Source organism: Duncaniella sp. B8 (assembly GCF_005304985.1).
GTDB classification, from domain to species: domain Bacteria; phylum Bacteroidota; class Bacteroidia; order Bacteroidales; family Muribaculaceae; genus Duncaniella; species Duncaniella muris.
The window spans coordinates 2,152,217-2,174,843 of record NZ_CP040121.1; the positions used below are offsets into that span (position 1 = coordinate 2,152,217).

21 protein-coding genes and 1 pseudogene are annotated in these 22,627 nt (G+C 43.0%); 14 read left to right on the forward strand and 8 right to left on the reverse strand.

Annotated features, from left to right (window positions below):
• Positions 1 to 52: 52 nt before the first annotated feature.
• Entirely contained in the window at positions 53 to 1,264 is a 1,212-nt protein-coding gene (locus tag FDZ78_RS09165) for an ATP-binding protein (RefSeq protein ID WP_123399494.1), read from the reverse strand.
• A 76-nt stretch (positions 1,265 to 1,340) separates the two neighbouring features.
• Between FDZ78_RS09165 and FDZ78_RS09170 the strand changes: the two genes are divergently transcribed.
• The 3 genes from FDZ78_RS09170 to FDZ78_RS09180 all read left to right on the forward strand — a co-directional run bounded on the left by FDZ78_RS09170 (position 1,341) and on the right by FDZ78_RS09180 (position 4,426).
• Positions 1,341 to 1,712, forward strand: a complete 372-nt coding sequence (locus tag FDZ78_RS09170; protein ID WP_136408452.1) for a transposase family protein — start codon at positions 1,341 to 1,343, stop codon at positions 1,710 to 1,712.
• Complete coding sequence (locus FDZ78_RS09175) at positions 1,687 to 2,652, forward strand: transposase (protein ID WP_237613087.1); 966 nt, start codon at positions 1,687 to 1,689, stop codon at positions 2,650 to 2,652. The genes FDZ78_RS09170 and FDZ78_RS09175 overlap by 26 nt, the downstream gene beginning before the upstream one ends.
• A gap of 544 nt (positions 2,653 to 3,196) precedes the next feature.
• Entirely contained in the window at positions 3,197 to 4,426 is a 1,230-nt protein-coding gene (locus FDZ78_RS09180) for an ISAs1 family transposase (protein WP_240740280.1), read from the forward strand.
• A gap of 130 nt (positions 4,427 to 4,556) precedes the next feature.
• On the opposite strand, the gene FDZ78_RS09185 is transcribed toward FDZ78_RS09180, so the two are convergent.
• The 3 genes from FDZ78_RS09185 to istA form a co-directional block, all read right to left on the reverse strand.
• A complete protein-coding gene (locus tag FDZ78_RS09185; protein WP_124076716.1) occupies positions 4,557 to 5,528 on the reverse strand; it encodes an HTH domain-containing protein in 972 nt (323 codons plus the stop codon).
• Positions 5,529 to 5,700: 172 nt separating this feature from the next.
• Positions 5,701 to 6,486 (reverse strand): IS21-like element helper ATPase IstB, encoded by a 786-nt coding sequence (istB, locus tag FDZ78_RS09190; RefSeq protein WP_136408453.1) that lies wholly within the window; start codon positions 6,484 to 6,486, stop codon positions 5,701 to 5,703.
• Positions 6,470 to 8,041, reverse strand: a complete 1,572-nt coding sequence (gene istA / locus FDZ78_RS09195; RefSeq protein ID WP_255575987.1) for an IS21 family transposase — start codon at positions 8,039 to 8,041, stop codon at positions 6,470 to 6,472. Before istA ends, istB begins: the two co-directional genes overlap by 17 nt.
• 455 nt (positions 8,042 to 8,496) lie before the next feature.
• On the opposite strand from istA, the gene FDZ78_RS09200 reads away from it, so the two are divergent.
• The 5 genes from FDZ78_RS09200 (at position 8,497) to FDZ78_RS09220 (ending at position 13,091) form a co-directional block, all read left to right on the forward strand.
• Entirely contained in the window at positions 8,497 to 9,516 is a 1,020-nt protein-coding gene (locus FDZ78_RS09200; protein WP_124075992.1) for a DNA-binding protein, read from the forward strand.
• Entirely contained in the window at positions 9,509 to 9,955 is a 447-nt protein-coding gene (locus FDZ78_RS09205) for a Fic family protein (protein ID WP_124076005.1), read from the forward strand. Before FDZ78_RS09200 ends, FDZ78_RS09205 begins: the two co-directional genes overlap by 8 nt.
• Positions 9,956 to 9,990: 35 nt before the next feature.
• Positions 9,991 to 10,590 carry a TIR domain-containing protein gene (locus FDZ78_RS09210; RefSeq protein WP_136408454.1) on the forward strand — a complete coding sequence of 200 codons (600 nt, stop codon included), beginning with the start codon at positions 9,991 to 9,993 and terminating at the stop codon, positions 10,588 to 10,590.
• A gap of 1 nt (position 10,591) precedes the next feature.
• A complete protein-coding gene (locus tag FDZ78_RS09215; RefSeq protein WP_136408455.1) occupies positions 10,592 to 11,809 on the forward strand; it encodes a TRAFs-binding domain-containing protein in 1,218 nt (405 codons plus the stop codon).
• A gap of 109 nt (positions 11,810 to 11,918) precedes the next feature.
• The gene (locus tag FDZ78_RS09220; RefSeq protein ID WP_124075997.1) at positions 11,919 to 13,091 is read left to right on the forward strand and encodes a hypothetical protein; all 1,173 of its coding nucleotides are present in this window, start codon (positions 11,919 to 11,921) and stop codon (positions 13,089 to 13,091) included.
• A 112-nt stretch (positions 13,092 to 13,203) separates the two neighbouring features.
• On the opposite strand, the gene FDZ78_RS14850 is transcribed toward FDZ78_RS09220, so the two are convergent.
• The 4 genes from FDZ78_RS14850 to FDZ78_RS09235 all read right to left on the reverse strand — a co-directional run bounded on the left by FDZ78_RS14850 (position 13,204) and on the right by FDZ78_RS09235 (position 16,169).
• On the reverse strand, positions 13,204 to 13,395 hold the full coding sequence (locus FDZ78_RS14850; protein WP_255575940.1) for a hypothetical protein: 192 nt from the start codon (positions 13,393 to 13,395) through the stop codon (positions 13,204 to 13,206).
• A 254-nt stretch (positions 13,396 to 13,649) separates the two neighbouring features.
• Entirely contained in the window at positions 13,650 to 14,705 is a 1,056-nt protein-coding gene (locus FDZ78_RS09225) for a CFI-box-CTERM domain-containing protein (RefSeq protein ID WP_124075998.1), read from the reverse strand.
• 11 nt (positions 14,706 to 14,716) lie between these two features.
• Positions 14,717 to 15,061 (reverse strand): hypothetical protein, encoded by a 345-nt coding sequence (locus FDZ78_RS09230; RefSeq protein ID WP_124075999.1) that lies wholly within the window; start codon positions 15,059 to 15,061, stop codon positions 14,717 to 14,719.
• A 1-nt stretch (position 15,062) separates the two neighbouring features.
• Positions 15,063 to 16,169 (reverse strand): SPFH domain-containing protein, encoded by a 1,107-nt coding sequence (locus FDZ78_RS09235; protein ID WP_124076000.1) that lies wholly within the window; start codon positions 16,167 to 16,169, stop codon positions 15,063 to 15,065.
• Positions 16,170 to 16,564: 395 nt separating this feature from the next.
• Between FDZ78_RS09235 and FDZ78_RS09245 the strand changes: the two genes are divergently transcribed.
• The 6 genes and pseudogenes from FDZ78_RS09245 to FDZ78_RS09270 form a co-directional block, all read left to right on the forward strand.
• Positions 16,565 to 17,848: a site-specific integrase gene (locus tag FDZ78_RS09245; RefSeq protein WP_124076001.1), complete on the forward strand. Its 1,284-nt coding sequence runs from the start codon at positions 16,565 to 16,567 to the stop codon at positions 17,846 to 17,848.
• 65 nt (positions 17,849 to 17,913) lie between these two features.
• Positions 17,914 to 19,203, forward strand: coding sequence for a YhcG family protein (locus tag FDZ78_RS09250; RefSeq protein ID WP_124076002.1), 1,290 nt, complete (start codon positions 17,914 to 17,916; stop codon positions 19,201 to 19,203).
• 11 nt (positions 19,204 to 19,214) lie between these two features.
• A complete protein-coding gene (locus FDZ78_RS09255) occupies positions 19,215 to 20,240 on the forward strand; it encodes a hypothetical protein (RefSeq protein ID WP_124076003.1) in 1,026 nt (341 codons plus the stop codon).
• 223 nt (positions 20,241 to 20,463) lie between these two features.
• Positions 20,464 to 20,772, forward strand: a complete 309-nt coding sequence (locus FDZ78_RS09260) for a DUF3853 family protein (RefSeq protein ID WP_124076004.1) — start codon at positions 20,464 to 20,466, stop codon at positions 20,770 to 20,772.
• 14 nt (positions 20,773 to 20,786) lie between these two features.
• Positions 20,787 to 21,863 (forward strand): AAA family ATPase, encoded by a 1,077-nt coding sequence (locus tag FDZ78_RS09265; protein ID WP_123615854.1) that lies wholly within the window; start codon positions 20,787 to 20,789, stop codon positions 21,861 to 21,863.
• 212 nt (positions 21,864 to 22,075) lie between these two features.
• Positions 22,076 to 22,588 (forward strand): annotated as a pseudogene (locus FDZ78_RS09270) (DNA primase); the annotation flags it as partial.
• Between the last annotated feature and the right edge of the window lie 39 nt (positions 22,589 to 22,627).

Below are 22,627 nucleotides of genomic sequence, written 5' to 3' on the forward strand. Positions count from 1 at the left end.
CAGCAGTGCCAAATTGGTTATATTAAAAGTTCCTAAAATGAACTGCCATGAGTTATAAGTTATCCGACATCAGGAACTGCCGTAAGGTCATATGTTTTATGCCTTCATAGTTTTGAGGGCGTGACATCGGATTCATGGATATGACATACTTGGGATAGTTGTCCTGTATCTTCATCAGATTTCCAAACTCCCGTTCCATTGTCTTGTCGTCAGCTATGAGATATGCCACCTGTATATAGACCGATGTGCCGCCTTTTTCGGCAACGAAATCGATCTCACCATTGGGAAGTGTTCCGACGCTGATCTTGTATCCGAGATTTTTGAGGTGTAGATAGACGGTGTTTTCTATTACTTTCTCTATGTCGCCGGTACGGTTGGGTCCGGCAAGCATATTGCGCAGCCCCAAGTCCTCAAAGTAGTATTTGTCGTTTGTCTCCAACAGACGCTTTCCATGTATGTCATATCTCGGCACCTTATTGATGATGTAAGCGTTTGAGGCGGCTTTCAGATAATTTATCGCCGACAACGGGGTCAATTCCACTCGCTGTGATTTGAGATATTTAGACAATGACGTGGCTGACACAAGTTGACCTGCGTTGTCGCTGACGTATGACATCAGATTTTCAAATAGTGTCACATTGCGAAGTCCTTCCCGCTGCACCACATCTTTAAGAACAATGGTATTGTAGATGTTCTGGATATATTCCCAGACCATATCCTCATTTTCAAGTCCGAGACGGTACAGGTGAGGAAGACCACCGAAGCCGAGATATTTCAGAAGACTGTCATCTGAATCATCAAGACCGTGAAAGGTCAGGAACTCCCGGAATGAAAGACTCAGGATATGAATCTCAATATATCGACCGCCGAGGTATGTGGATAGCTCTGACGAAAGCATTTTTGCATTACTTCCGGTCACAACAATCTGACATTCCTCATCGGCATTGAGACTACGGAGGACATTCTCAAAACCGTCAATGTCCTGCACCTCGTCAATGAGCAGATAATTATCGGCATCTTCTTTCAGTTTGCCGTCAAGGTATCGCGAGAGATCATCTGCGTTTCTGATGTCGGCATACTTTGTCTTTTCCTTATTGATATATATGATATTGGCATCCGGATTGTCGGCTTCAATCTCCGTGACGAGTTGACGGATTATATAACTCTTGCCAACGCGACGCTGCCCGGTAAGGGCGATTATCATCCCCTTGCCGATAAATCTCTGAATATGCTCAATATACTGTTGCCTTGCTATTATCTTCATGTCGCAAAGATAGCAAATTTTGGGTCAAGCCGAAAGCACGGTGCATGAATTTTGAGAAAAGTGTTAAATTTGTGGCATGAAAATCGCAGATGCAATATGGATGTGCCTGCCCGAGGGCATGGACGAACTATTTGAAATGGTGCGCTTCGAGCGCACGGAACAGTCCTATGACATATGGCTTGACGAAAAGAAGAAACTGTCTGATGAAGACTATCGTAATCCAAATATCGTAGCGCGAGGCTATACGGATTATGTAACAATACAGGACTATCCGATGCGTGGACGGCCTGTATTTCTTCACATGCGCAAGAACAAGTGGTGGGACAGGCAGACCAACGAAATCTTCAGCTACAATCTCGAACTTCCCAACGAGGAAGGAACACGACTCAGCGCCGAGTTCGTGGCTTTTTTAAAAGACGAAGGTGGAGACGACAGCCCTGTCGATTAAACAGATAGCGCAGATGTACTGCGTCAACGGCAAACATTTTGCCGACTTGTACCGCAATAAGATAAGCGGTTACGCCGACTGGTGCGAACAGGAGCTTGGCTGTGGGTTCTATTTCAACGCCGATAATATCGGCCCTTACATGAGTCTTGATGAGACGTGTCTGAGCAACGGGGAGGTATGGACGTTCCTGACCAACAAGGACGGCCACGGAGGCAAGGGAACACTTGCGGCAGCCATTCCCGGAACAAAGAGTGACGAAATTATATCCATACTCATCGGAGCTATGGAGAAATCAATCAGACGCAGGGTCAAGGAAGTGACCTGCGATCTCTCGCCATCAATGATGCTCATAGCCGCAGAAGTGTTCTATAACGCCCATGTAGTCAACGACCGTTTTCATGTCCAACAGGTCTATAATGAGGCCGTTGACGAAATCCGCATTGACATTCGCCGACAGCTCATCGCAGAGGAAAACAACCGCAACAAGTCCGAACCGCCGGTAACGTACTCCAACGGAGAGACCATGCGCCAGATACTGGCCCGCAGCAAACACACTCTGATGATGTCGCAGAACAAATGGACTGACATACAGCGCCATCGTGTCAACATACTGTTCAAATACTATCCAATGTTGAAGGCTGCATACAGCCTTGCGATGGAGCTGCGCAAGATTTTCAACGCTAAAATCTCACCGACAAAAGCCATGGGGAGGATGAACAAGTGGTATGAAAAGGTAATGGCATTGGGTAACAACAACTTCCGCTCGGTAATCAAAACATTCAAGAACCACGCCCCAACAATCCTGAACTATTTCCGTCGTCGTGCGACCAATGCCTCTGCCGAGGCATTCAACTCTAAAGTCAAAATATTTCGCTCACAAATGCGTGGTGTCCGGGACCGCGACTTCTTCATCTTCCGATTAGTCAAACTCTACGCCTAAAAATTTAACACTTCTAATTGCCCAATTTAACATATGCACCGTGCTTTCGGCTTGAGCCGATTTTTGAGGAAGAAGGGCAAAAGAAAAATCGCTGAAATGTCTGATTTTCAGCGATTTTCTTAATTTGATAATTTTTACTTGTGGTCCCACTAGGACAGCGGAGCCACAAATTAAGTATCGTGTTAATCAGACATTTAATCCGAGAGCGTTCAGGGCGCGTTCCCTTTCTCTACTCCTACAGATTTCAATGTTCTTACGCCATGTGGGACATGACTGAGTACAAAATTACTGATTTTTCATCGATTATCCAACAATTCCGGTGTTAAAAATACTTATCAAATTATGACAGTTATCCCTTTTACACGGCTCTTTCATTTAAGATTTCGTCTCATTCTCGACAAATGTGTTATTTTATAGCGAGAGCAGTACGGGTGGAGAGGCTTTAACCTCTGATTTTCAAGAAAATAAGTGCAATGAAAATTTGGCCAAGTGGCAGATTTTTAGTAACTTTATAGGTGATAATCAAAGAGTTACGCCAAAAAAAATGAAGCCACTTGACCAAGTCTGTTCGACTGACGCCTATGCGCCTGATCATACCGCAAAAGTACACAATAAATTTGACACAAGGCGCAGTATCATGGAAGAACTTCGAGCGTTTGCCTCATCCGTGCCGGATTTCCGTAGATTGGACAAAGGCAATTTCCGTCACAGCCTCAACGATATCATCATGCTGATGATACTCGGACGTATGGCCGGATGCATCGGACGAGCCGAGATATTGGAGTTCGGCAGATACAACCTCAACAAATTACACAAAATGGGCCTGTTAAGGAACGGCGTACCATCTGAGGCCACGCTTTGCCGTGTGGAGAACGGCATCAACGATATGGATATGGCCGACAGGATGCAGCAGTTCGCAGACATATTCCTTGAAAGACTTACTTGCGCCAGCCGCATCATTGAAATAATCTGCATTGACGGCAAAGCCGAGCGCGGCACCGTTCAGGAAAACGGGCGAAGCCCGGATATCGTCTCTGCCTATTCGTTCAGCACCGGCATAACAATCGCCACCGAAGCCTGTCAGGAAAAGAGCAACGAGATAAAGGCCATACCGATACTTCTTGATAAAATAGATGTCGCAGGAAAGATTGTCACAGCCGACGCAATGTCTATGCAGAAGGATATTGTCGAGAAAATCAGAAAGAAAGGCGGAGACTTTCTGATAGAACTCAAAGCCAACCAGCCGTCATTGCGATACGGCATTGAGGACAGGCTAGTGGAACACACACCGGTATATTCTTACACCGAAGGTCCCGAACTGGCCCACGGCAGGATAGAGACGAGAACCTACCGCGTATATGACGGACTGGACATTATCGCAGACAAGAAGAAATGGGGCGGAAACATGACCATCATAGAGTATGAATCGTCCACAGTCAAAAAGTCAACAGGAGTACACACCTCAGAAAAACGCCTGTACGTCAGCAGTATGCCTACGCATACTCCGAAGCCAGGAATCTTCGTGCGCAACCATTGGTCAATAGAAAGTATGCACTGGGGGCTGGACTACAATCTTCAGCAGGACAATATAAAACGCAAGTCGACGAGAGCCGCCAGAAACCTCGATACCATACAAAGAATAGTTTACTCGGTGTTCTCAATATGGAAAGGACTTCGCAAGAAACAATCAGATAAGAATAAAGGCATAGCCGAACTGATCAGACATATCTCGATGAGCTTTACCAGACTGATTCGATTTTTAAGTCAAAAGTGAAAAAAATAAGATTTTGATACCAGAATAACTCTTTGATATACAGACATGGAAAAATTACCCGATTCTCAATGAACCGGGTAAGGGAAGATATGCTATTTATTTTAGGTTAAATGAAAGAGCCGTGTCCCTTTTAAGGGAGTTTCCAATGCCCGGTTTTAGGATGTCCTTCCCACGAAATTTTAAGGTCTTTCAAATGCCTCTCAATCGTCTTTTTGGTTACCGAAAGATGCCTTGCCATTTCTTCACGCTTAACATTTGGTCGTTCCTGTATCATTGCAACTATGCAATCATCCAAGTTTTGAGCGACATCTTCACCTCCTTGAGCGACATCATTATCTGTTTGAGCGACATTTTGAGCGACATTCTCTCCTTTTTGAGCGACATTATTATCCGTTTGAGCGACATTTTGAAGGACATCCTGCTTTTCTCCCTTACATTTCTGTATATCACTTACCTCAATAAGCTCATCCGGATTATCATAAAGAAGTTTCATCGCCTCTATGTCGGGCTGGTGTCCCTCAAAACCGAGGGTAAGAATTGTGCGGTCTATGCCGCCTGAGGTAGTCACTTCCAGTTTGGGCGCACAATGATATACACTCTGCCATGTCTTGAATATTCCTTGAAGACCGCTGCCGGCTCGCTCGCCATATTTTACCATCGCAAGCATTTTCATCATTACACCGTTTCGTGGGTCTGATGCGCAGTCCTGTATCGCTTCGGCAAGCGACACACGCATACTGCCGGGATTGGCGAATCTGAAACCGTCGGCTCCTTTCTGTACCACCACACCGCGACGTCCATAGAAATCAGCGTTTGCAAGCATATTTACTGTAGCCTCGCGCACCGTCTTGTGCAATGGGGTGTCCTCATCCAGTTGATTACCTTTGAACATGAAGGGCACTTTCAAATCAGCCTGCAACTTAGGAATGACTCTCAAAAGGAAGTCAAACACGTTGCCGCTCCAGTCTCCGGATTGTGAAGTGATGCGGTCGGTCCAGCGGGCATAGATGCCGTTGGTGCGGTTTTCCTGATAGTCGAGGAAATAGTTGGGGAATACAGCGGTTATCTCATATTCGTACCCAAACATAAGAAGTCCTGCCACAGTGGGATGAAACTTTCCGGTATCCTTATCCTCGCGCACGGCACCGATACGACGCAGGAATGGAAAACCCAGGCTCGGATGACCCCTTAGGCCAAGGTTGAATTAACCCCTGAAAATATTTTGAATTGACCCCTGAAAACGTTCTGGCCGACGGGGTCAATTTTATTTTGTCTTATCTGCTTTTTATAGCTCTGAGCTTACGGACGCTTTCGCCGGTAAGCGTGATTCGATGAGCAGTGTGGACAATGCGATCGAGTATTGCATCTGCCACTGTGGAGTCACCTATTGCTTCGTACCAGTCCAGTTCGGGGAGCTGTGATGTCACGATGATTGATTTGCGACCATGGCGGTCTTCGATGATTTCCGTAAGGTGTGCGCGTTCCTTGGCGTCGAGAGGCACCAGGAAGAGATCGTCGAGGATCAGAAGCTGCGTTTTTTCGAGTTTCTTGAGCTCCGTTTCGATTGTTCCTTTGTTTTTGGCGATTTTCAGGGTCCCCATCAGTTTGGATGCGTTCGCGTACAGTACGCGCATACCGGCCTTGCATGCCTCGTATCCCAATGCTGTTGCCAGATAGCTTTTGCCCGTACCAGAACAGCCTGTGATGAACAGGTTTTCACCTTTACGGATAAAGTCCAGCGATGCGAGACGCTCCATCTGATTACGATCCAGGCCACGCGGAAGGTTATAGTCAATCTGCGCCACCGACGCGTCATCGTATCTGAAGTTTGCGTTTTTCACCAGGCGCTCAATATTGCGTGCGGCCCTGTAGTCCCATTCTCTGGATAACAGCCAGTTCAGAAAGCTGTCAGGTGTCATTGTCTCGGCGAATGTGGCCTGAAGATTTTCGGAAAACGCTGCCGACATGCCGTGTAAGCGCATACGGTGCATCAGATCCAGAGAGATGGAGTTGCGGTCTTTCTCCGCTGTTATTGGCGTGGTTTTATTGTTCGTTTCCATGTTGTTCGTTGTTGTTGGCTGATAGTTTTATGCTTGCGGCAAAATATTCTTTACCGCGTATGTTCCGGTGGGATGGTGTCTGACGGTCATTGCCGTCGGCATCAGCCCCCGGCAAATAATCCGCATCGGCTCCGGACTCAAGTATGTCCACCATGTCGCTGACACTGTAAAGGCGTGCGTCCATTGCCGCGGCGCATCCTGACACAAGCCGTTTCTGTCCATACTTTTTCTCAAGTTTCATGATGCCACGGCAGACTCTGAAGGCAAGTTCCGGATAACGCCTGTCCTCGATGACAGCCCGCAGATAGTGCAATACGATGTTGTCGATCTGTGCCGCACGTGAAAGCAGTTCCGCAATGTCGCTCTCGCAGCTCCCCTTGCGTCCGGGCAGATTGTGTGACGGTTTCGTTGTATATTCATACGGAGTATCGTTGCGGTGATGCGTCGCCACATGGGTAAAGCCATGAAAGATGTCGATCGTGTCAGTGTCGTAGACCAGTTCCACACGTTTGCCTACATATTGCACAGGCACACTGTAGTGATGCTTGTGCAGAGTTACGTAGCTGTTACGCTGTACTGTCGCGACAGCCCGCTGTTTCATCTGATAGCGGTTCGCAGGCAATGGCCGGAGATTGTCCCGCTCCACAGCCTCAAAGAGCTGACGGCGTGATTCCTTTCGACGCGTCAGATTACGCGCGTTGAACTTCTCCAGAGACCTGAGGATTGCTTCGTTAAGCGACTCCAGATTATGGAAAATCTGACCTTCAAGGTCTACGTACACAGACCGATACATCAGTTTTACTGCATTTTCCACCAGGGCCTTGTCCTTTGGATGCCGCACACGGGCAGGCACCACGGCGCAGCCGTAATGCTCGGCAAAGGATTCGAAGTCAGGATTTATGACCGGCTCGTCGCGGCCACTGCGCGTGACGGCAGATTTCAGGTTGTCAGGCACAATCGCACATGGTGCGCCGCCGTAGAAACGTATGGCGTTTTCGCAGGCCTTTATCAGATCTTCCTTCTTCTGCGTCCACACTGCCTCGCAATATGTGTAGTGGCTACATGGAAGTATCGCCACAAACACCTCGACCTTTCGTATCCCGGCTGTTGCCTCATCGACTATTTCCAATCTGTCTCCGGCAAAATCGATATACATCTGGTCGCCGGCGCGGTGCTCCACATGCCCGATGGCATTGGTCTGCAGCATGAACTGCCTGAGTTTCATCCCGAAAGATGCCTTCAGATAGCCATCGGGATGGCCGGTATGATACTCTTCATACAACTTCTTGACCGTCATGCCCTTTCGAGAAAGTCGCGCCGCATAATCGGGCAATAGGGCTTCAAGCCTGACCTGCCGCTCCGACGGTTTACGTTCCCTCGCCCCTGGTATGGCAAATAGTTCCTGTAGCCGCGCATCACTCAGCGACGGCAGCTTCTCAGCGGGTATACCGCTGTCCTGATACATTCTCACATAGCGGCGCACCGTGTTCCGGGATATGTCAAAGGCACTACTGATGCATTTTATGCCCATCCCTGATGCGTGACATAGGAGAATATTCTTTTATCTTGTGTTCATGTTTTCTTTGAATTATATCCCCCGTCGGCCAAAACGGAATTCAAAGATACATATAAAATCCCCTGCTGACATTACGTCGACAGGGGTCATTTTTATTTTGGGCAAAGGGGTCAGTGATATTTTGGCTTCAGGGGTCAATTCAATCTGGTCTAAGGGGTCATCCGAGCCTGGGTTTTCCAACAAGACACAAAAGACCTTTATGGACTATATCAAACTCTCCTCGGACGAAATCGCCGACGAGATTGACGCTATCGCCAACGGCGCAAAATCCGAAGTATTCTGAATATTTTGTGCCCTGACTTATGCTCCGACTTGTGCCCTAATGGTTGATTACGCTCAAGTAGACATTATAAATGGCCATAAATTGGATATTCTTCTAACAATTTCAGTGTGTATATAGCTGGCATTCAGGAATTATTTAGTAATTTTGTAATATGAACGACTTGACAGTATCAAATATCGAGCGGCAGAACGTTTTGAATAACAATTATGCCCTTCAAGCCATCCAAGAGAACTTGGATGTTAATGGTCTGCACTATCGTGGAGAGTTACTCTTTACTACCAAGATGGTTGCTGATTTCTATGAGGTTGATGAACGTACTATTAAACGTTATGTACAAGATCATGGTGATGAACTTCGTGCTAACGGATACTTTTTAAGTCAAGGTAAAGATTTGAAAGATATTAAGATAGAAATTGGTAGTGACATAAATGTCCCTACCAAAACAACTATTCTTTCATTCTTTACTTTCCGCGCATTCCTGAACATAGGAATGCTTCTTACAGAGAGTGAAAAGGCGAAGCAATTACGCACTCGTATGCTTGATATTGTTATTGCTACTATCAACAGTCGTGCTGGAGGAGGTACCAAATACATTAACTGGCGAGATAGAGATTATCTTCCTACGGCAATCAAGAGTGAAAATTATCGCAAGAATTTCACACAAGCTGTGGGAAAGTACGTTGATGGACACCCCAATTATAAGTACGAACAAATAACAGACTTGATATACAAAGCTGTATTCAAGGAGAATGCAAAAGAGTATCGTGAGGTTCTGCGTTTGCAAAACGAGGATAATGTGCGTCATACTCTTTATGCAGAAGTTCTACTTTGTATCTCATCATTTGAGAATGGAGTTGCTCATCAGATAGAGAAACGTTATTCCGAAAATGGCAACAAACAGTTGTCAATAGAGGAAGTCAAGTCGATAATTGATGAATTAGCTGCCGCCCCTATGATGGAGCCTTTCATCAACGATGCCAGAACAAAGATGGCATCCCGTGATGTTGCATTCCGTGACGCATGGCATGGTAATCTCGCGGAGTATCTAAGAGCTGTTACGCCAGACGAGTTCGATAAGTTTATCGGTGATGCTTCAATTAATTTTGACAATATCCTCGAAGTAAACCGCGAAGTCCTTAAACGCCTAAAGCAAGCCGATGATGATGAGTGAGGAATTGAAATACATCAGTTATGATGAGGCTCTGGTGGTTTATGCTAAAACAGTAGCAGCCAGTGGTGGCGGTCTGCAAGGAGTAAAGGACGAAGGCGGTATTCGCAAGGTTCTTGACTTCGTGCAGAATGACTTGTATTATCCGACATTCGTAGAAAAGCTGACATATCTTGTCTTCGGCTTATGCACTGGGCATTATTTCGAAGACTCTAACAAGCGAGTGGCATTGACAATCGGTGTATGGTTTCTCGTGCATAACGGCTACTATTGGCACGCCTACAACTTTATGCAGTGCATGGAGGCAATCATTTACCACGTTGCCGCCGGACGCATTGACAAAGACCTGCTCCAACGCATCATCACCTGTTACATGGCAAACGAGGACTACCCTGAAGACCTCAAACTCGAAATCATCCACGCAATAGATAATAATTCATAAAACATAATAACATATAAAGTAATATGTAAAGTAATATGGGACATAAATGCTACATATCATTTAAAATGGAGGACAAACCCTTCAAGGAAGAAATTCAGAAATGGTGTGATCGAGATAAGGTTGATATGATTGATAAATCCTTAGATACTCCTATCAATTCTGAAAATGAGGATTATATTATGCGTAAAATAAGGGAAGAATACCTGTCTGATTCAACAGTCACTATATTCCTAATAGGAGAACATAGTTTGGAAGATTTAGGATGGGATGAGCAACGTTTTATTAAACGTGAGTTGCAAGCTTCGTTATATAATGGAGAGGGTAATACCAGAAATGGGATATTGGGCGTTGTTTTACCCAATATGTATGATAAAATATTTAAAGGTTCGTACACTTGTTCGACTTGCTCGGGCTGCCACAATTGGGTTGCATTAGAGAATTCAACGGTGATTAAAGAGTTTTGGAAAAACTACTATTTGAATAATCATGGTAAGTGTTCATATAGTGAAGACGATCGCTACTGCGTTTTAGTTAAGTGGTCAGACTTTAAAAAGGATCCTAATATTTATATAGATCAAGCATTTAATAAACGCAGTCATCCGATTGCACAAGAAGTTATTGTAAGACCAAAATGACATGGAAATGAAAGAAAAGAATATATGCTTTGTTATAATGGGATTTGGTAAGAAAAAAGATCCTGATACAAATCGTACAATAGATCTTGATGCTACTTATAAAAAAATAATTCGTCCAGCAGTGGAATCCGCTGGATGCAAGTGCATTCGCGCTGATGAGATCGTAGAATCTGGCATAATAGATAGAAGTATGTATGCTCTATTGTATTATGCTGATATTGTTATTGCTGATATATCTACTTTCAATCCCAATGCTATATATGAATTAGGAGTACGTCATACATTGCGTCCATACTCTACAATAATCATTAAAGAAGATGAAGGTAAGATACCTTTCGATATTGGGCATGATAGGATGATAAGCTACAAGCATTTGGGGAATGAGATTTCAGAGTCTGAATCAAAAAAGTGTATTCCTCAGCTTCGCTCCTTAATAAAAGCTGTGATAGCAGAACCCAAAACAGATAGTCCAATTTATTCCTATCTCCCAAATATAAAACGACCTGAAATTTCTGAAGAAGAGGTATTAGGAATAATTGGGGAATTAAAGGAACATGAAGATTCTATTTTTGCTTTAACAGAGTTAGCAAAGGAAAGCATGGCGGTCGGCGATTTTGTTAAAGCAGAGCGATTATGGGGTAAGCTAAGTACCAAGGCTGAGAATGAGAAGTACTACATCCAGCAACAGGCTTTGTGTCGTTATAAGAGTGGGGCTCCTTCTAAACAACGAGCACTAACAGATGCTCTAACGCTTCTTTCAAAAATAGAGGGTCAAACTGATACTGAAACTCTTGGTATTTTTGGTGCGGTATATAAAAATTTGTGGGAGGAAACAAGTGATATAAGTTATCTTGATTCGGCCCTTCATGCATACAAGAAGGGATGGAGTCTTTATGAAGATTATTATACTGGGGAAAATTATGCGACGTGTAATATTTTAAAGGCAAGTATTACTAAAGAAGATAACATGAAAAACTATCTTCTTATGGAAGCTAAAATTACGTATAACGCAATAATTAAAATTGTTTTGTCCTCTTTGGAGGAACCAGAGCCAGAAGAATTATTGTGGAAATATGCAACATTATCCAATGCGTATTTTGCTTTGGGTAATGAAGAGAAAGCTACATTATATGAGGAAAAATTTATGCAGCAAACGCCTGAGCAATGGCAAATAGACACATTTATGAAGACCAAAGATGTGTTGGCCTCAGTGAATTGATATTTTTGATTCCATATAGGCAATTGCATTAGTTAATACACAAAACTGTAAGAAGGGATTTATATGAACATAGCAATTATATAAATCCCTGATATTATATTGATTACTAATGGGAAAACATCAGAGACGAAAAATAGGAGAGATAAATAGATTTAGAAAACGTTTGAAATTTCCTCTCTCTCGTGTTGCAAGAGTAATGCCCAAAGGGTTTACTGATGCGGAATTCTTAGATTTGTTTAAAACTGCTTATCCTGGATTATGGCTTGAGTTGATGAATTTCTTCAAATCCAATATGGACGAGTATAGAAATAGAATAAACAAAGGGTTGAAGGGAGTTAAACCATTCTATCCAAAAGCTATGGTGTTTTTAGTTGCAAAATCATCATTGGCAAAATCTAGAATAGATAACTTCAACTCGTCCATTGAGCAAGAACACGAAAAAGCAGAAGAACGAGCAAAGATTATTCGTGAAGGAAAAAACAAAGCAAATAAGCTCCAGCAGCTAGAATCGGAGCAAATTCGAAAATTCCAGAAAGTAGCTCCAAAGTATGTAGACAATCTTATAAAATTATATTTTAATCAACGAAAAGAAAATGCTCTTGACATAGATACGCGATATCTAATCATTCTTGAATGTGCAAAGTTTAAATGTAAAAAAACAATAGTTTTTCTACAAAAGATTAATGCGTGTGAAAAGAACAACGAGTTACGAATGCTTGCATATGAATATCTTGTAAGATTTGGTATTAATCCTCGTCTAACTCGCAAGCGTAAGGGAAAGAAAAAACTAACAGCCACTACAGTGCACAAAATAGAAGAGAGTCCCTCTGTCTTACTTCAATTGATTTTTGAAAAACAGCAAATTTTACATAAGAATTTTGATGTGTTTCTATCGCATAGTTATGGCCGCCAATCTGAATTACTCCAGACTAAGGAAATTCTTAATCGACAAGGATTGGTTGTATATGTTGATTGGATAAATGATGCTGAGATGTTACAAAGAGAAAAGCAAAATGATGATACATTTAATGTTCTCTATGAAAGATTAAGACAATCGTCAGCATTATTGTTTATTCAAACTAAATTAAGTGTAACATCTGAGTATTGTATGGATGAGCTGATGTATTTTAAGAAACTTAATCGACCTATGTATTTATATGAAGCTGAGCCGATAGAAAACCAACCTAAAATATTTGAGGGTATGATTAAGGTTGAACTTAAAAATGACAAGTTTCTTACGGAAGACAATAAGGCTATTTTAGCACAGTCCCAGGTCATATGAATAAATTTTATTGAAATAGACAGACCAAATGGAGATCTGATATATCCCTTTCAATAGTATTGCTTTATCAATTAGATAAATTCTGAGGATAGATTCTGTTTCCCCGACTTTTCTAAATCACCCTAATCATTTTAACTATGTTGTATAAATCATCATAACTTGTGACTGCATCGTATTTGACGGTCGAACTTGACAAGGATGCGAAGTGACGACTGGCGCAAGCGATTTTTGATTTCTCTTTCTCGCGCAGATTAACCTCACGCATTGAGCCTTTGGTTTCTGCAATGAAATAAACGTATTTCATATCTCCTTCACGGAAAACGATAGTCTATCAAGATTATAATGCTACGTCAGGGTAGCGTATACCCCAACCTCAAAAGGGCTCAAATGAATGGAAACAGTTTGGCCCAAACGACATCTCGCCTCTTGCGTCCAAACACAACAAGCCCTCCCGGCGGTGTCCGAGAGGGCGATTTAGTTATGCCATTGAATCCGAACGGCAGAGCCCCGAGGCTCCGTTCACGAAAGCGCGGCGGGTTGCCTAAACTCCATTAATAATTAGAATCGGTCGTTGTAGGGAGTAGATTCGACTCCGTTATTTTGGAGATGAGCAACTAGTTTGTCAAGTGGAGCTTGCCACATACGCTTGAACCATTCAGTCCTACCAAACCATTTTACAAGAGTTGGACTGATTGCGTAGTAGGTTCGGATGAACGCACGACCATACCCGGTTTCAGCAAGAGTATAATCGCGGAATCTGCGGAGAGTCCAAACCTCGGGACAGTCATAGGAACCATATACAGCAGTGGCAACATAACATCCACCGGCAGAAGATGTATCGACTTCTCTTGCCTGATAGTCAGGCTTTATTTTTTGAATTTTGCCGATGTACTCCATTATGAGATTTTTATTTGACTCTCTATCGGCTAAGTATTTAACATATTCGCGGTGGAACTCAGTACCCTGCTCCCAAGCGGCAACTGCAAGTTCATTAATTTGTGGGTCATTAGGCCAACAAGTTGTAATGCAATCGCCAAAGGCATACATCATAGTAGCAGTTTCAGCTACGTTATTGATATATTCTTGAGTATATTGATCACGTATTTGGGCATCTATGTCATTGTAATGACTGGTTGCAGCACTATTGAGCATAGCCGCAATACCCAGATAACGACCATAAAGTTCATTAAGGACTGGGATTCTTTCTTCTTCTGAAACGTGTTTATCAACAAGTTCAAAAATAGAAGGGATACTGTTTACCAATGAATTGCCAGCACTCCAGATCTCGGCAATCTTACACTTCATTGCACGATAGTAAACTACATAAAAATTGGCTTCCCAACTCGTCGGGTCTTTTACCAAAATCATATCGTAGTATTTTTCCGCATTTTCAGCGTTCTCCATATCTTTTGCTCGACGAGCAATTTCATAGAGATTTTTCAGTTCCGAAGATGTGTCAATCTTCACAGTACCTTCAACTGCAACGGTGCCCTCGACCATCATTTTCTTGGCTTCCTCGACAGAGTATTTGGTACCACAAGATTGACAGACGAAAACATCATCCTGTTTAAGGAGATTTGTGCTTCCGCACATTTCACAGGTTAATGGTTTCATATATGTTATTGTTATATTGGTTTTTCAGAACGTTTAACTACCGCATATATCAAAAATCTTTCAAATGCCATAAGGCAAAGAATGGCGATGATACCCCAATTATCTTTAAGTTGAGCAGGAGCAAAAAGTCCTATAACAAATTCAATAAGGGTAATTGAGGGGATTACAAATGCCAACGAAGTTGAAAATGCAGATGCAAGCGATTTCTTATTAACTAATTGGGAGAACAAGGCAGCAACGCAGATTATAACCGAGTTTAGCACCATGTTAAATATGGGATAGCAAGACAAAATAAGTCCGGCTATTATGTTTATCGCCAAGAATATGACGAAGAATATTGGAGATGAACGTTTCATATTAAGGCAGAGGTGGAGGTGTTTGTGAATTAACTAAGGATGCTAATGCCGGGATTTGAGCAATCGGCAACCAAGACGGCATTCCTACAGTCCAAGCCAGTGTTGATGCATTAGCAACGCCTTTAGCGATATATGCAGCAATATTTTCAACTGTAAGATTGGAAACTTGTTGTCCGTTGATTGCAAGGTAATACAACGGAGTGGACTGAGGAATTGGTGGAACTTGCGAAGGGTTGGTATTCATATATTGACCGGCAATATTACCAACGGCATTACCAACACCCACACCTGCTCCCAGACCAACACCTAATCCCATCATTTGACCGCCCGCACCCTGGTTGTTGGCAGCTGCTTCAAGGACATTGAAGCTACGTTCCATTTGGTAGACATCGCGCCCGGTAATATTGAGTCGTGCTGCAAGATCTTTGGCATTTTTTAGCTTAATAACACTTTCATCGTTTTGTGGAAACGTGATCGACATTATCGCAAAATCGATGATAGAGACTCCATACTTTCCAAGCAGTTGATTAAGTTGCTCATTTATGGAATCAGACATTGACAGCAGCAAAGTATTTATGTCAAGAATTGAGACTCCATTAATTACTATTTGCTGTGCAAGCAACGTGTTTAAGGCGGATATAATTCTGCCTTTATAAAACTGTTCAATCTGATCTGAACTGAATGAGCCCGTGCTTCCTATCAAAGTTTCAATGAACACTCTGGGATTGGTTACACGAATACCATATTGACCATGAGCGCGAACAGGCGCTATTATGTGATAGCGTGGATCTTCAATTTGAATTGGGTGCGGAGTTCCCCATGGGAGATTGAGCTTGGCAGTTTGATTTACAAACCAGACCTCGGCTTGAAAAGGAGAATCCGAACCGAAAGGAAGATTGATGATTTTATTTAGGATGGGAATATTCTCAGTGTCTAGTTTATAGGTGCCGGCGGTAAACTCATCACAGACCGCACCTCCTTTAACAAAGAAAGCGGTCTGAGCTGGGTGAACCACAAGTTGCGTTCCCATGCGTAAGTCGTCAGATTCGAACTTGTAGCAAAGTTCCCCGTCTGCGGTTTGGTGTTTTACAATGTCTATTATCGCCATATTTGCAAGTATGACATGACCAGAGTCCACTTGATCATTACTAAAACAGAAGCGTGGACTTCTATGCCACGTCTTAAGTGAAGGTCGTAGGAAACCATTAGTGCAGATGTAACAATAGCAGCCCACGCTATACGCGTGAGAACCACTATGCTATCCTTGCACTTATTGAAAAGTTCCTACGTTTTCACCTACAAGATAAGCATAACGCTTCTTATTATCCAAAATGTCTCGGCAGGCTCCAGAACCTACGCTTTCAGAAAATATCATAAAATTGCAAATCACTGATAATCATATATTATCTACAATGAAGAGTAAATCTAAATCTTTCTAAATGCCTTTTGCTATTTCAATTTTTGGGTGTATATTTGGGTGTAGAATTTCAAACGCACCCAATTATGAATATCAAACGTAACATCATTTTTGCATTGGAGAGCCGGAAGAAGAACGGTGTGCCAATCGTAGAGAACGTGCCTATCCGTATGCGTGTCATATACGCAAGCCAACGCATCGAGTTTACAACAGGCTACCGGATTGACGTAGCCAAATGGGATGCCGACAAACAACGGGTAAAGAACGGATGCACCAACAAGCTGAAACAAAGCGCATCCGAAATCAATGCAGACTTGCTGAAATACTATGCCGAAATGCAAAACGTGTTCAAGGAGTTTGAGGTGCAGGAAACCATACCTACCACCCAGCAGCTAAAGGATGCATTCAATCTGCGGATGAAAGACAGCAGTGAAGAACAACAGGAAGAAGTACAGATTAGTTTTGGGGAAGTGTTTGATGAGTTTGTAAAAGAGTGTGGCAACCAGAATAATTGGACGACATCCACCTATGAGAAATTTGCAGCGGTAAGAAATCACCTCAAAGAATTCAAGGAAGATGTAACCTTTGAATACTTCAACGAGTTCGGGCTGAACGAGTATGTTAATTTCTTGCGTGATAAAAAGGACATGAGAAACAGCACTATTGGCAAACAGATGGGGTTTCTCAAATGGTTCCTGCGTTGGAGCTTCAAAAAAGGGCATCATCAGAACATTGCATACGACGCATTCAAGCCCAAATTGAAAACAATCCCTAAAAAGGTAATATTCCTGACATGGGATGAACTGAACAAGCTGAAAGATTATCAAATACCGCATGACAAGCAGTATTTGGAACGTGTCAGGGATGTCTTTCTGTTCTGTTGCTTCACGAGCTTACGATATTCGGATGTCCGTAACTTGAAAAGAAGTGATATTAAGCCCGACCACATTGAAGTCACCACAGTCAAGACTGCGGACAGCCTGATAATCGAACTGAACGACCACAGCAAAGCCATTCTTGAAAAATACAAGGATGTTCATTTCGAGAACCACATGGCATTGCCCGTCATCAGTAATCAGAAGATGAACGATTATCTGAAAGAACTGGGTGAACTGGCGGAAATCAACGAGCCTGTACGGGAAACCTACTACAAGGGAAATGAGCGCATAGATGAAGTCACACCCAAATACGCATTGTTAAGTACCCATGCCGGAAGAAAGACTTTCATCTGTAATGCGTTGGCACTCGGAATTCCGGCGCCGGTGGTTATGAAATGGACTGGACACAGTGATTACAAAGCCATGAAGCCCTACATTGATATAGCGGATGACATCAGAGCAAACGCCATGAACAAGTTTAATCAACTATAAAAGTATCAATTAGTTTCATAGATTACCACCATTGAAGTATATTTGTATTCTGAAAATATCATAAGATGAGCAACAACGGACATAACATAGAAAAGACGAATTTTGATGCATTTATAAATGCTGTCGGTTCGGAAATACAACAGGCGCAAGTACGGCTGATTACCGCTGCCAATGCGCAAATGTTGTTCCATTACTGGAAAATGGGCAACTATATTCTCTATCATCAGCAACTGCACGGATGGGGAAGCAAAACCATCAAACAGTTGGCAAAGGCTATCCGGCTGAATTTCCCTGAAAAGAAAGGCTATTCAGAACGCAACCTTACCTATATGTGTCAGTTTGCAAGAACATATCCATTGAGAGCATTGCAGAATTTCATTGATACGGATGCAAGACTGTCTGTTCCAAACATACAGAATGTAACAAATGAAGTATTAAAACTGAACGACAAGCAATTTGCGCAGGAACTTACTGCGCAAATACAATCCGTTGATTATCAGTCTTTAGAATTTACGCAGGAAACTCCTGCGCAAATTCAGGACGTAGAGAAAACCGTTTCTGCCATTTACAGAATGGGAATTAGGGAGATAGAAAAAATTTTCTTGAACTCCCCTGTCGCCAGAATAAACTGGGCAAGCCAAATGGTTATACTTGATGGCTCGTTACCGTTAGGCATAGGATATTGGTACATGAAACAGTCCGTGGAAATGGGCTGGAGCAGTAATGTTCTTAAAATACAAATTGAGACCAACTTATATAGCAGACAAATCAGCAACAACAAGGTAAACAATTTCACAGCCACGCTTCCTGCACCGCAAAGCGACCTTGCCAATTACCTGTTGAAAGACCCGTACATCTTTGATTTGGCTGGAACGAAGGAAAAGGCGGACGAAAGGGACATAGAAGAACAATTGGTTAAGCACGTCACCCGTTACTTGCTGGAAATGGGCAATGGCTTTGCCTTTGTTGCCCGACAAAAACACTTTCAAATTGGTAACAGCGATTTCTATGCAGACTTGATTCTGTATTCCATCCCCCTGCACGCATACATCGTAGTGGAATTGAAAGCGACCCCATTCAAACCGGAGTATGCGGGGCAACTGAACTTCTACATCAATGTGGTGGATGACAAACTGAGGGGAGAGAATGACAACAAGACTATCGGGTTGTTGCTGTGCAAGGGGAAAGACGAAGTTGTAGCGCAATACGCATTGACAGGCTACGACCAGCCGATAGGCATCAGCGATTACCAACTGAGCAAGGCTATACCTGAAAACTTAAAATCGGCTCTGCCAAGTATAGAAGAAGTGGAGGAAGAACTGACTTCCCTTCTTGATAAAGATAAGAATCCATAAACCAAGCGTATATGGCAGGAGAAATACAGATTATGATTCCCCAATACGGCGAACTCAACCGGATATACAGCGACTTTATAGTCAGCCATACTTTCTCTTTTGACAAGCAGAAATTCATCACGGATTTCTATAAGCAATACAATGACACAAAAGCTTTTGAAGCCGCCATCCTTGAACTGGTGCTTGACAAACAGAAAGAAAAATATACTCTGATTCTCAACAGCCTGAGAACCGAGATAGAGAAAAACATACTCATTTATGAAAAACATCCATTGTTTGATGATGAGATAATTTCTCGTGTGTGCTACAACTTTGCCGACAGATATGACGCTGATATAAAGGCACAATTGGAGGTTACACAAAAATTAAGCAAGCCTTTGAATGAAGCATACAACAGGTATGATTCCATTGGCTACAGGGTACATACGGCAGCAGAAGAAAAGCAAGCCGAAAAGGAGTATGAACGCTGCAAGGCTGAATATGAGAAGGAAAAAGAAGAACTGGACAGGCTTTATGAATTGGAAAGGCAGGCAAGAAAGGAATCTCTCCAATATATTGAGAACTGTTGCGGAGATATTTATAAACTGAGTTTCCATTTTATGGAAATATTGGCAAAATATATTCCCGTAGAAAAAGACAAGCCGGATGAACCGAGCAAGCAAGAGAAACAGCAGGATGCGCCAAAGGAGCAATCCGAATATTTCGATGCAGAATTACTTTCGCTTATTCATAAAGTCTGTGTGGGGGAACAGTTTGAAGATATTGCAACGCAGGACTTCTATGCCAACATGAACCTATCCTCCTGTAAAAAGGAATTAAAAATCAAGGCACGAGAAAAAATACGGGTGTGTTACCTGATATTCCTGATGAGTGAAAGACTGCCCAAACAAGACAGGGATAAATGGAAAAACGAAATGCTGAAACAACTGGATATTGACGAGAACTACTACAAGTCAAAGTACAAGGAACCGGTGTCGGATTTTCCAAGTGACAGTAACCAGAAGTTCGCCAAAGAAATGGACGCAATATTCCGATAATCCGTGATACACCCTGATATTTTACGAAATTACCACTTTTACCACTCAAATTAATTTTTGAGTGGTATTTTTATTATCTGATATTCAGAGAAATAATAAAACATTCCATTTATACCAACCACATCCTTTCCACTCACTCCCCTATCTAATTTTGCATCGTTCGAGAACAGAGATAACAGCCAGTGCGCAGGGCTGATTGTTTAACGGCTAAATAGATTGAACGATGACAAATCTTCAAGAGTTATTATTAAAACCCGTCTGGCAGATGACAGGCGAAGAGTTCATATTCCTGAGCAAGCACGCTTCCGGTCAAACGGAAACGCAACCACGACCCGTTACGGACACAGAAAGAAAATATGTGTACGGAATACTGGGCATAGCCAAACTGTTCGGGTGCAGCCTGCCCACCGCCCACCGCATAAAGAAAAGCGGAAAGATAGACAAAGCCATTACGCAAATAGGGCGCAAGATTATCGTGGATGCGGAACTTGCCCTTGAACTGGCAGGAAAGAAAACCGGAGGACGGAAATAACGGGAGGAATGGCTATGGACTACATGAAAGAGTTTAAGGACATATCGGCAGAAGAAGCCGTAATCCTTTGGCAAGCCTCACGTTTGAGCCTGTCGAAAAGTTATGAGAAAGCACCCGAAATCCTCAAAGTGCATGGTTCTGTCATTGGGACATTGGGCAATTTCAGCGCATCCATCGGCAAAGCCAAAAGTAAAAAGACATTCAATGTTTCGGCTATTGTAGCCGCCGCATTGAAGAATGGCACAGTGTTGCGGTATGTAGCGGAACTCTCCGACGGGAAGCGGAAAGTGCTTTATGTTGATACGGAGCAAAGTCCTTATCATTGCCTGAAAGTCATGAAACGCATTTTACGGATGGCTGACTTGCCTGATGACAGGGATAATGAGAACCTTGAGTTTCTCGCCTTGAGAAAATACACACCTGAACAGCGTATCAGGATTGTCGAACAGGCTATCTATAATACGCCCGACATTGGTCTTGTAATCATAGACGGCATCCGTGACATGGTATATGACATCAACAGCCCCGGCGAATCCACACGCATCATATCCAAACTGATGCAGTGGACGGACGACAGGCAGATACATATCCATACGATACTGCACCAGAACAAAGGGGATGAGAATGCGAGAGGGCATATCGGCACGGAGTTGAACAATAAGGCGGAAACCGTATTGCTGGTGGAAAAAGACAAAAGCAACGGAGATATAAGCAATGTTTCAGCCATGCACATCCGGGCAATGGATTTCGAGCCTTTTGCCTTTCGCATCAACGACAGTGCCTTGCCCGAACTCATAGAGGGTTACAAAACAGAAAGCAGGAAACCGGGAAGACCCGAGGAAGAAAAGTTCGACCCTTACAGGCATATTACCGAGCAGCAGCACCGTATCGCATTGGAAGCCGTTTTCGGGCTGAAAGAGGAATACGGTTACAAGGAACTGGAAGATGCCTTAATCAAAAGCTATACGTCAATAGGTGTAAAGCTGAACCATCAAAAGGCGGTGCCGCTCATCACCATGCTTCGCAACAAACGGATGATAGTGCAGGAGAACGGCAGAAAATACACATTCATGCCCGACTTCCACTATTAGCCCGTTACCTGCAATCGCTTCACTTTATTCTGTGGGTCTATATATTAAGGATAAAGCGAAGTGATGCAAGGAATGGATAAACCGCTTCACTTTATTACCGTACTCTATATATACGACAATTTAGTGAAGTGGTTATACAGACCGTACTTCTTAAAATGGTACGGGCGAAAAGAAAAATAAATCAATTCATTAACTACTCAAACAATTATCTTATGGATATACAGACAGCCAAGCAAATCAGGATAGCGGATTATCTGCACAGTTTGGGATATTCTCCCGTCAAACAACAGGGTATCAACCTATGGTATAAATCACCGCTAAGGGAAGAAACGGAAGCCTCGTTCAAGGTAAATACCGAGCGCAACCAATGGTATGATTTTGCACTCGGCAAAGGCGGCGGCATCATCGAACTGGCTTCACACTTATATGCTACCGACCATATACCTTATATATTGGAACGCATAGCAGAACAGACACCACATATCCGTCCTGATTCTTTCTCTTTTGGCAAGCAGTCATCTTCCGAGCCACGTTTTCAGCAACTGGAGATTGTACCGCTTTCTTCTCCTGCCCTGCTCTCATATTTGCAGGAAAGGGGAATAAATACGGGACTGGCGAAAAGAGAATGCAGAGAAGCTCATTTCACCCATAACAGCAAGCGGTATTTCGCCATCGCCTTTCCTAATGTATCGGGCGGCTATGAGATTCGTTATCCAAACAAGTATAAAATCCAAACTATCATATATAATCAACTGGAATCCAGT

Excerpts from the sequence above, each read along its gene's own strand:
- FDZ78_RS09165 (WP_123399494.1), bottom strand. The coding sequence starts at position 1,264 with ATGAAGATAATAGCAAGGCAACAGTATATTGAGCATATTCAGAGATTT.
- FDZ78_RS09170 (WP_136408452.1), top strand. The coding sequence starts at position 1,341 with ATGAAAATCGCAGATGCAATATGGATGTGCCTGCCCGAGGGCATGGAC.
- FDZ78_RS09180 (WP_240740280.1), top strand. The coding sequence starts at position 3,197 with ATGAAGCCACTTGACCAAGTCTGTTCGACTGACGCCTATGCGCCTGAT.
- istB (WP_136408453.1), bottom strand. The coding sequence starts at position 6,486 with ATGGAAACGAACAATAAAACCACGCCAATAACAGCGGAGAAAGACCGC.
- FDZ78_RS09200 (WP_124075992.1), top strand. The coding sequence starts at position 8,497 with ATGAACGACTTGACAGTATCAAATATCGAGCGGCAGAACGTTTTGAAT.
- FDZ78_RS09205 (WP_124076005.1), top strand. The coding sequence starts at position 9,509 with ATGAGTGAGGAATTGAAATACATCAGTTATGATGAGGCTCTGGTGGTT.
- FDZ78_RS09210 (WP_136408454.1), top strand. The coding sequence starts at position 9,991 with ATGGGACATAAATGCTACATATCATTTAAAATGGAGGACAAACCCTTC.
- FDZ78_RS09215 (WP_136408455.1), top strand. The coding sequence starts at position 10,592 with ATGGAAATGAAAGAAAAGAATATATGCTTTGTTATAATGGGATTTGGT.
- FDZ78_RS09220 (WP_124075997.1), top strand. The coding sequence starts at position 11,919 with ATGGGAAAACATCAGAGACGAAAAATAGGAGAGATAAATAGATTTAGA.
- FDZ78_RS14850 (WP_255575940.1), bottom strand. The coding sequence starts at position 13,395 with ATGAAATACGTTTATTTCATTGCAGAAACCAAAGGCTCAATGCGTGAG.
- FDZ78_RS09225 (WP_124075998.1), bottom strand. The coding sequence starts at position 14,705 with ATGAAACCATTAACCTGTGAAATGTGCGGAAGCACAAATCTCCTTAAA.
- FDZ78_RS09230 (WP_124075999.1), bottom strand. The coding sequence starts at position 15,061 with ATGAAACGTTCATCTCCAATATTCTTCGTCATATTCTTGGCGATAAAC.
- FDZ78_RS09235 (WP_124076000.1), bottom strand. The coding sequence starts at position 16,169 with ATGGCGATAATAGACATTGTAAAACACCAAACCGCAGACGGGGAACTT.
- FDZ78_RS09245 (WP_124076001.1), top strand. The coding sequence starts at position 16,565 with ATGAATATCAAACGTAACATCATTTTTGCATTGGAGAGCCGGAAGAAG.
- FDZ78_RS09250 (WP_124076002.1), top strand. The coding sequence starts at position 17,914 with ATGAGCAACAACGGACATAACATAGAAAAGACGAATTTTGATGCATTT.
- FDZ78_RS09255 (WP_124076003.1), top strand. The coding sequence starts at position 19,215 with ATGGCAGGAGAAATACAGATTATGATTCCCCAATACGGCGAACTCAAC.
- FDZ78_RS09260 (WP_124076004.1), top strand. The coding sequence starts at position 20,464 with ATGACAAATCTTCAAGAGTTATTATTAAAACCCGTCTGGCAGATGACA.
- FDZ78_RS09265 (WP_123615854.1), top strand. The coding sequence starts at position 20,787 with ATGGACTACATGAAAGAGTTTAAGGACATATCGGCAGAAGAAGCCGTA.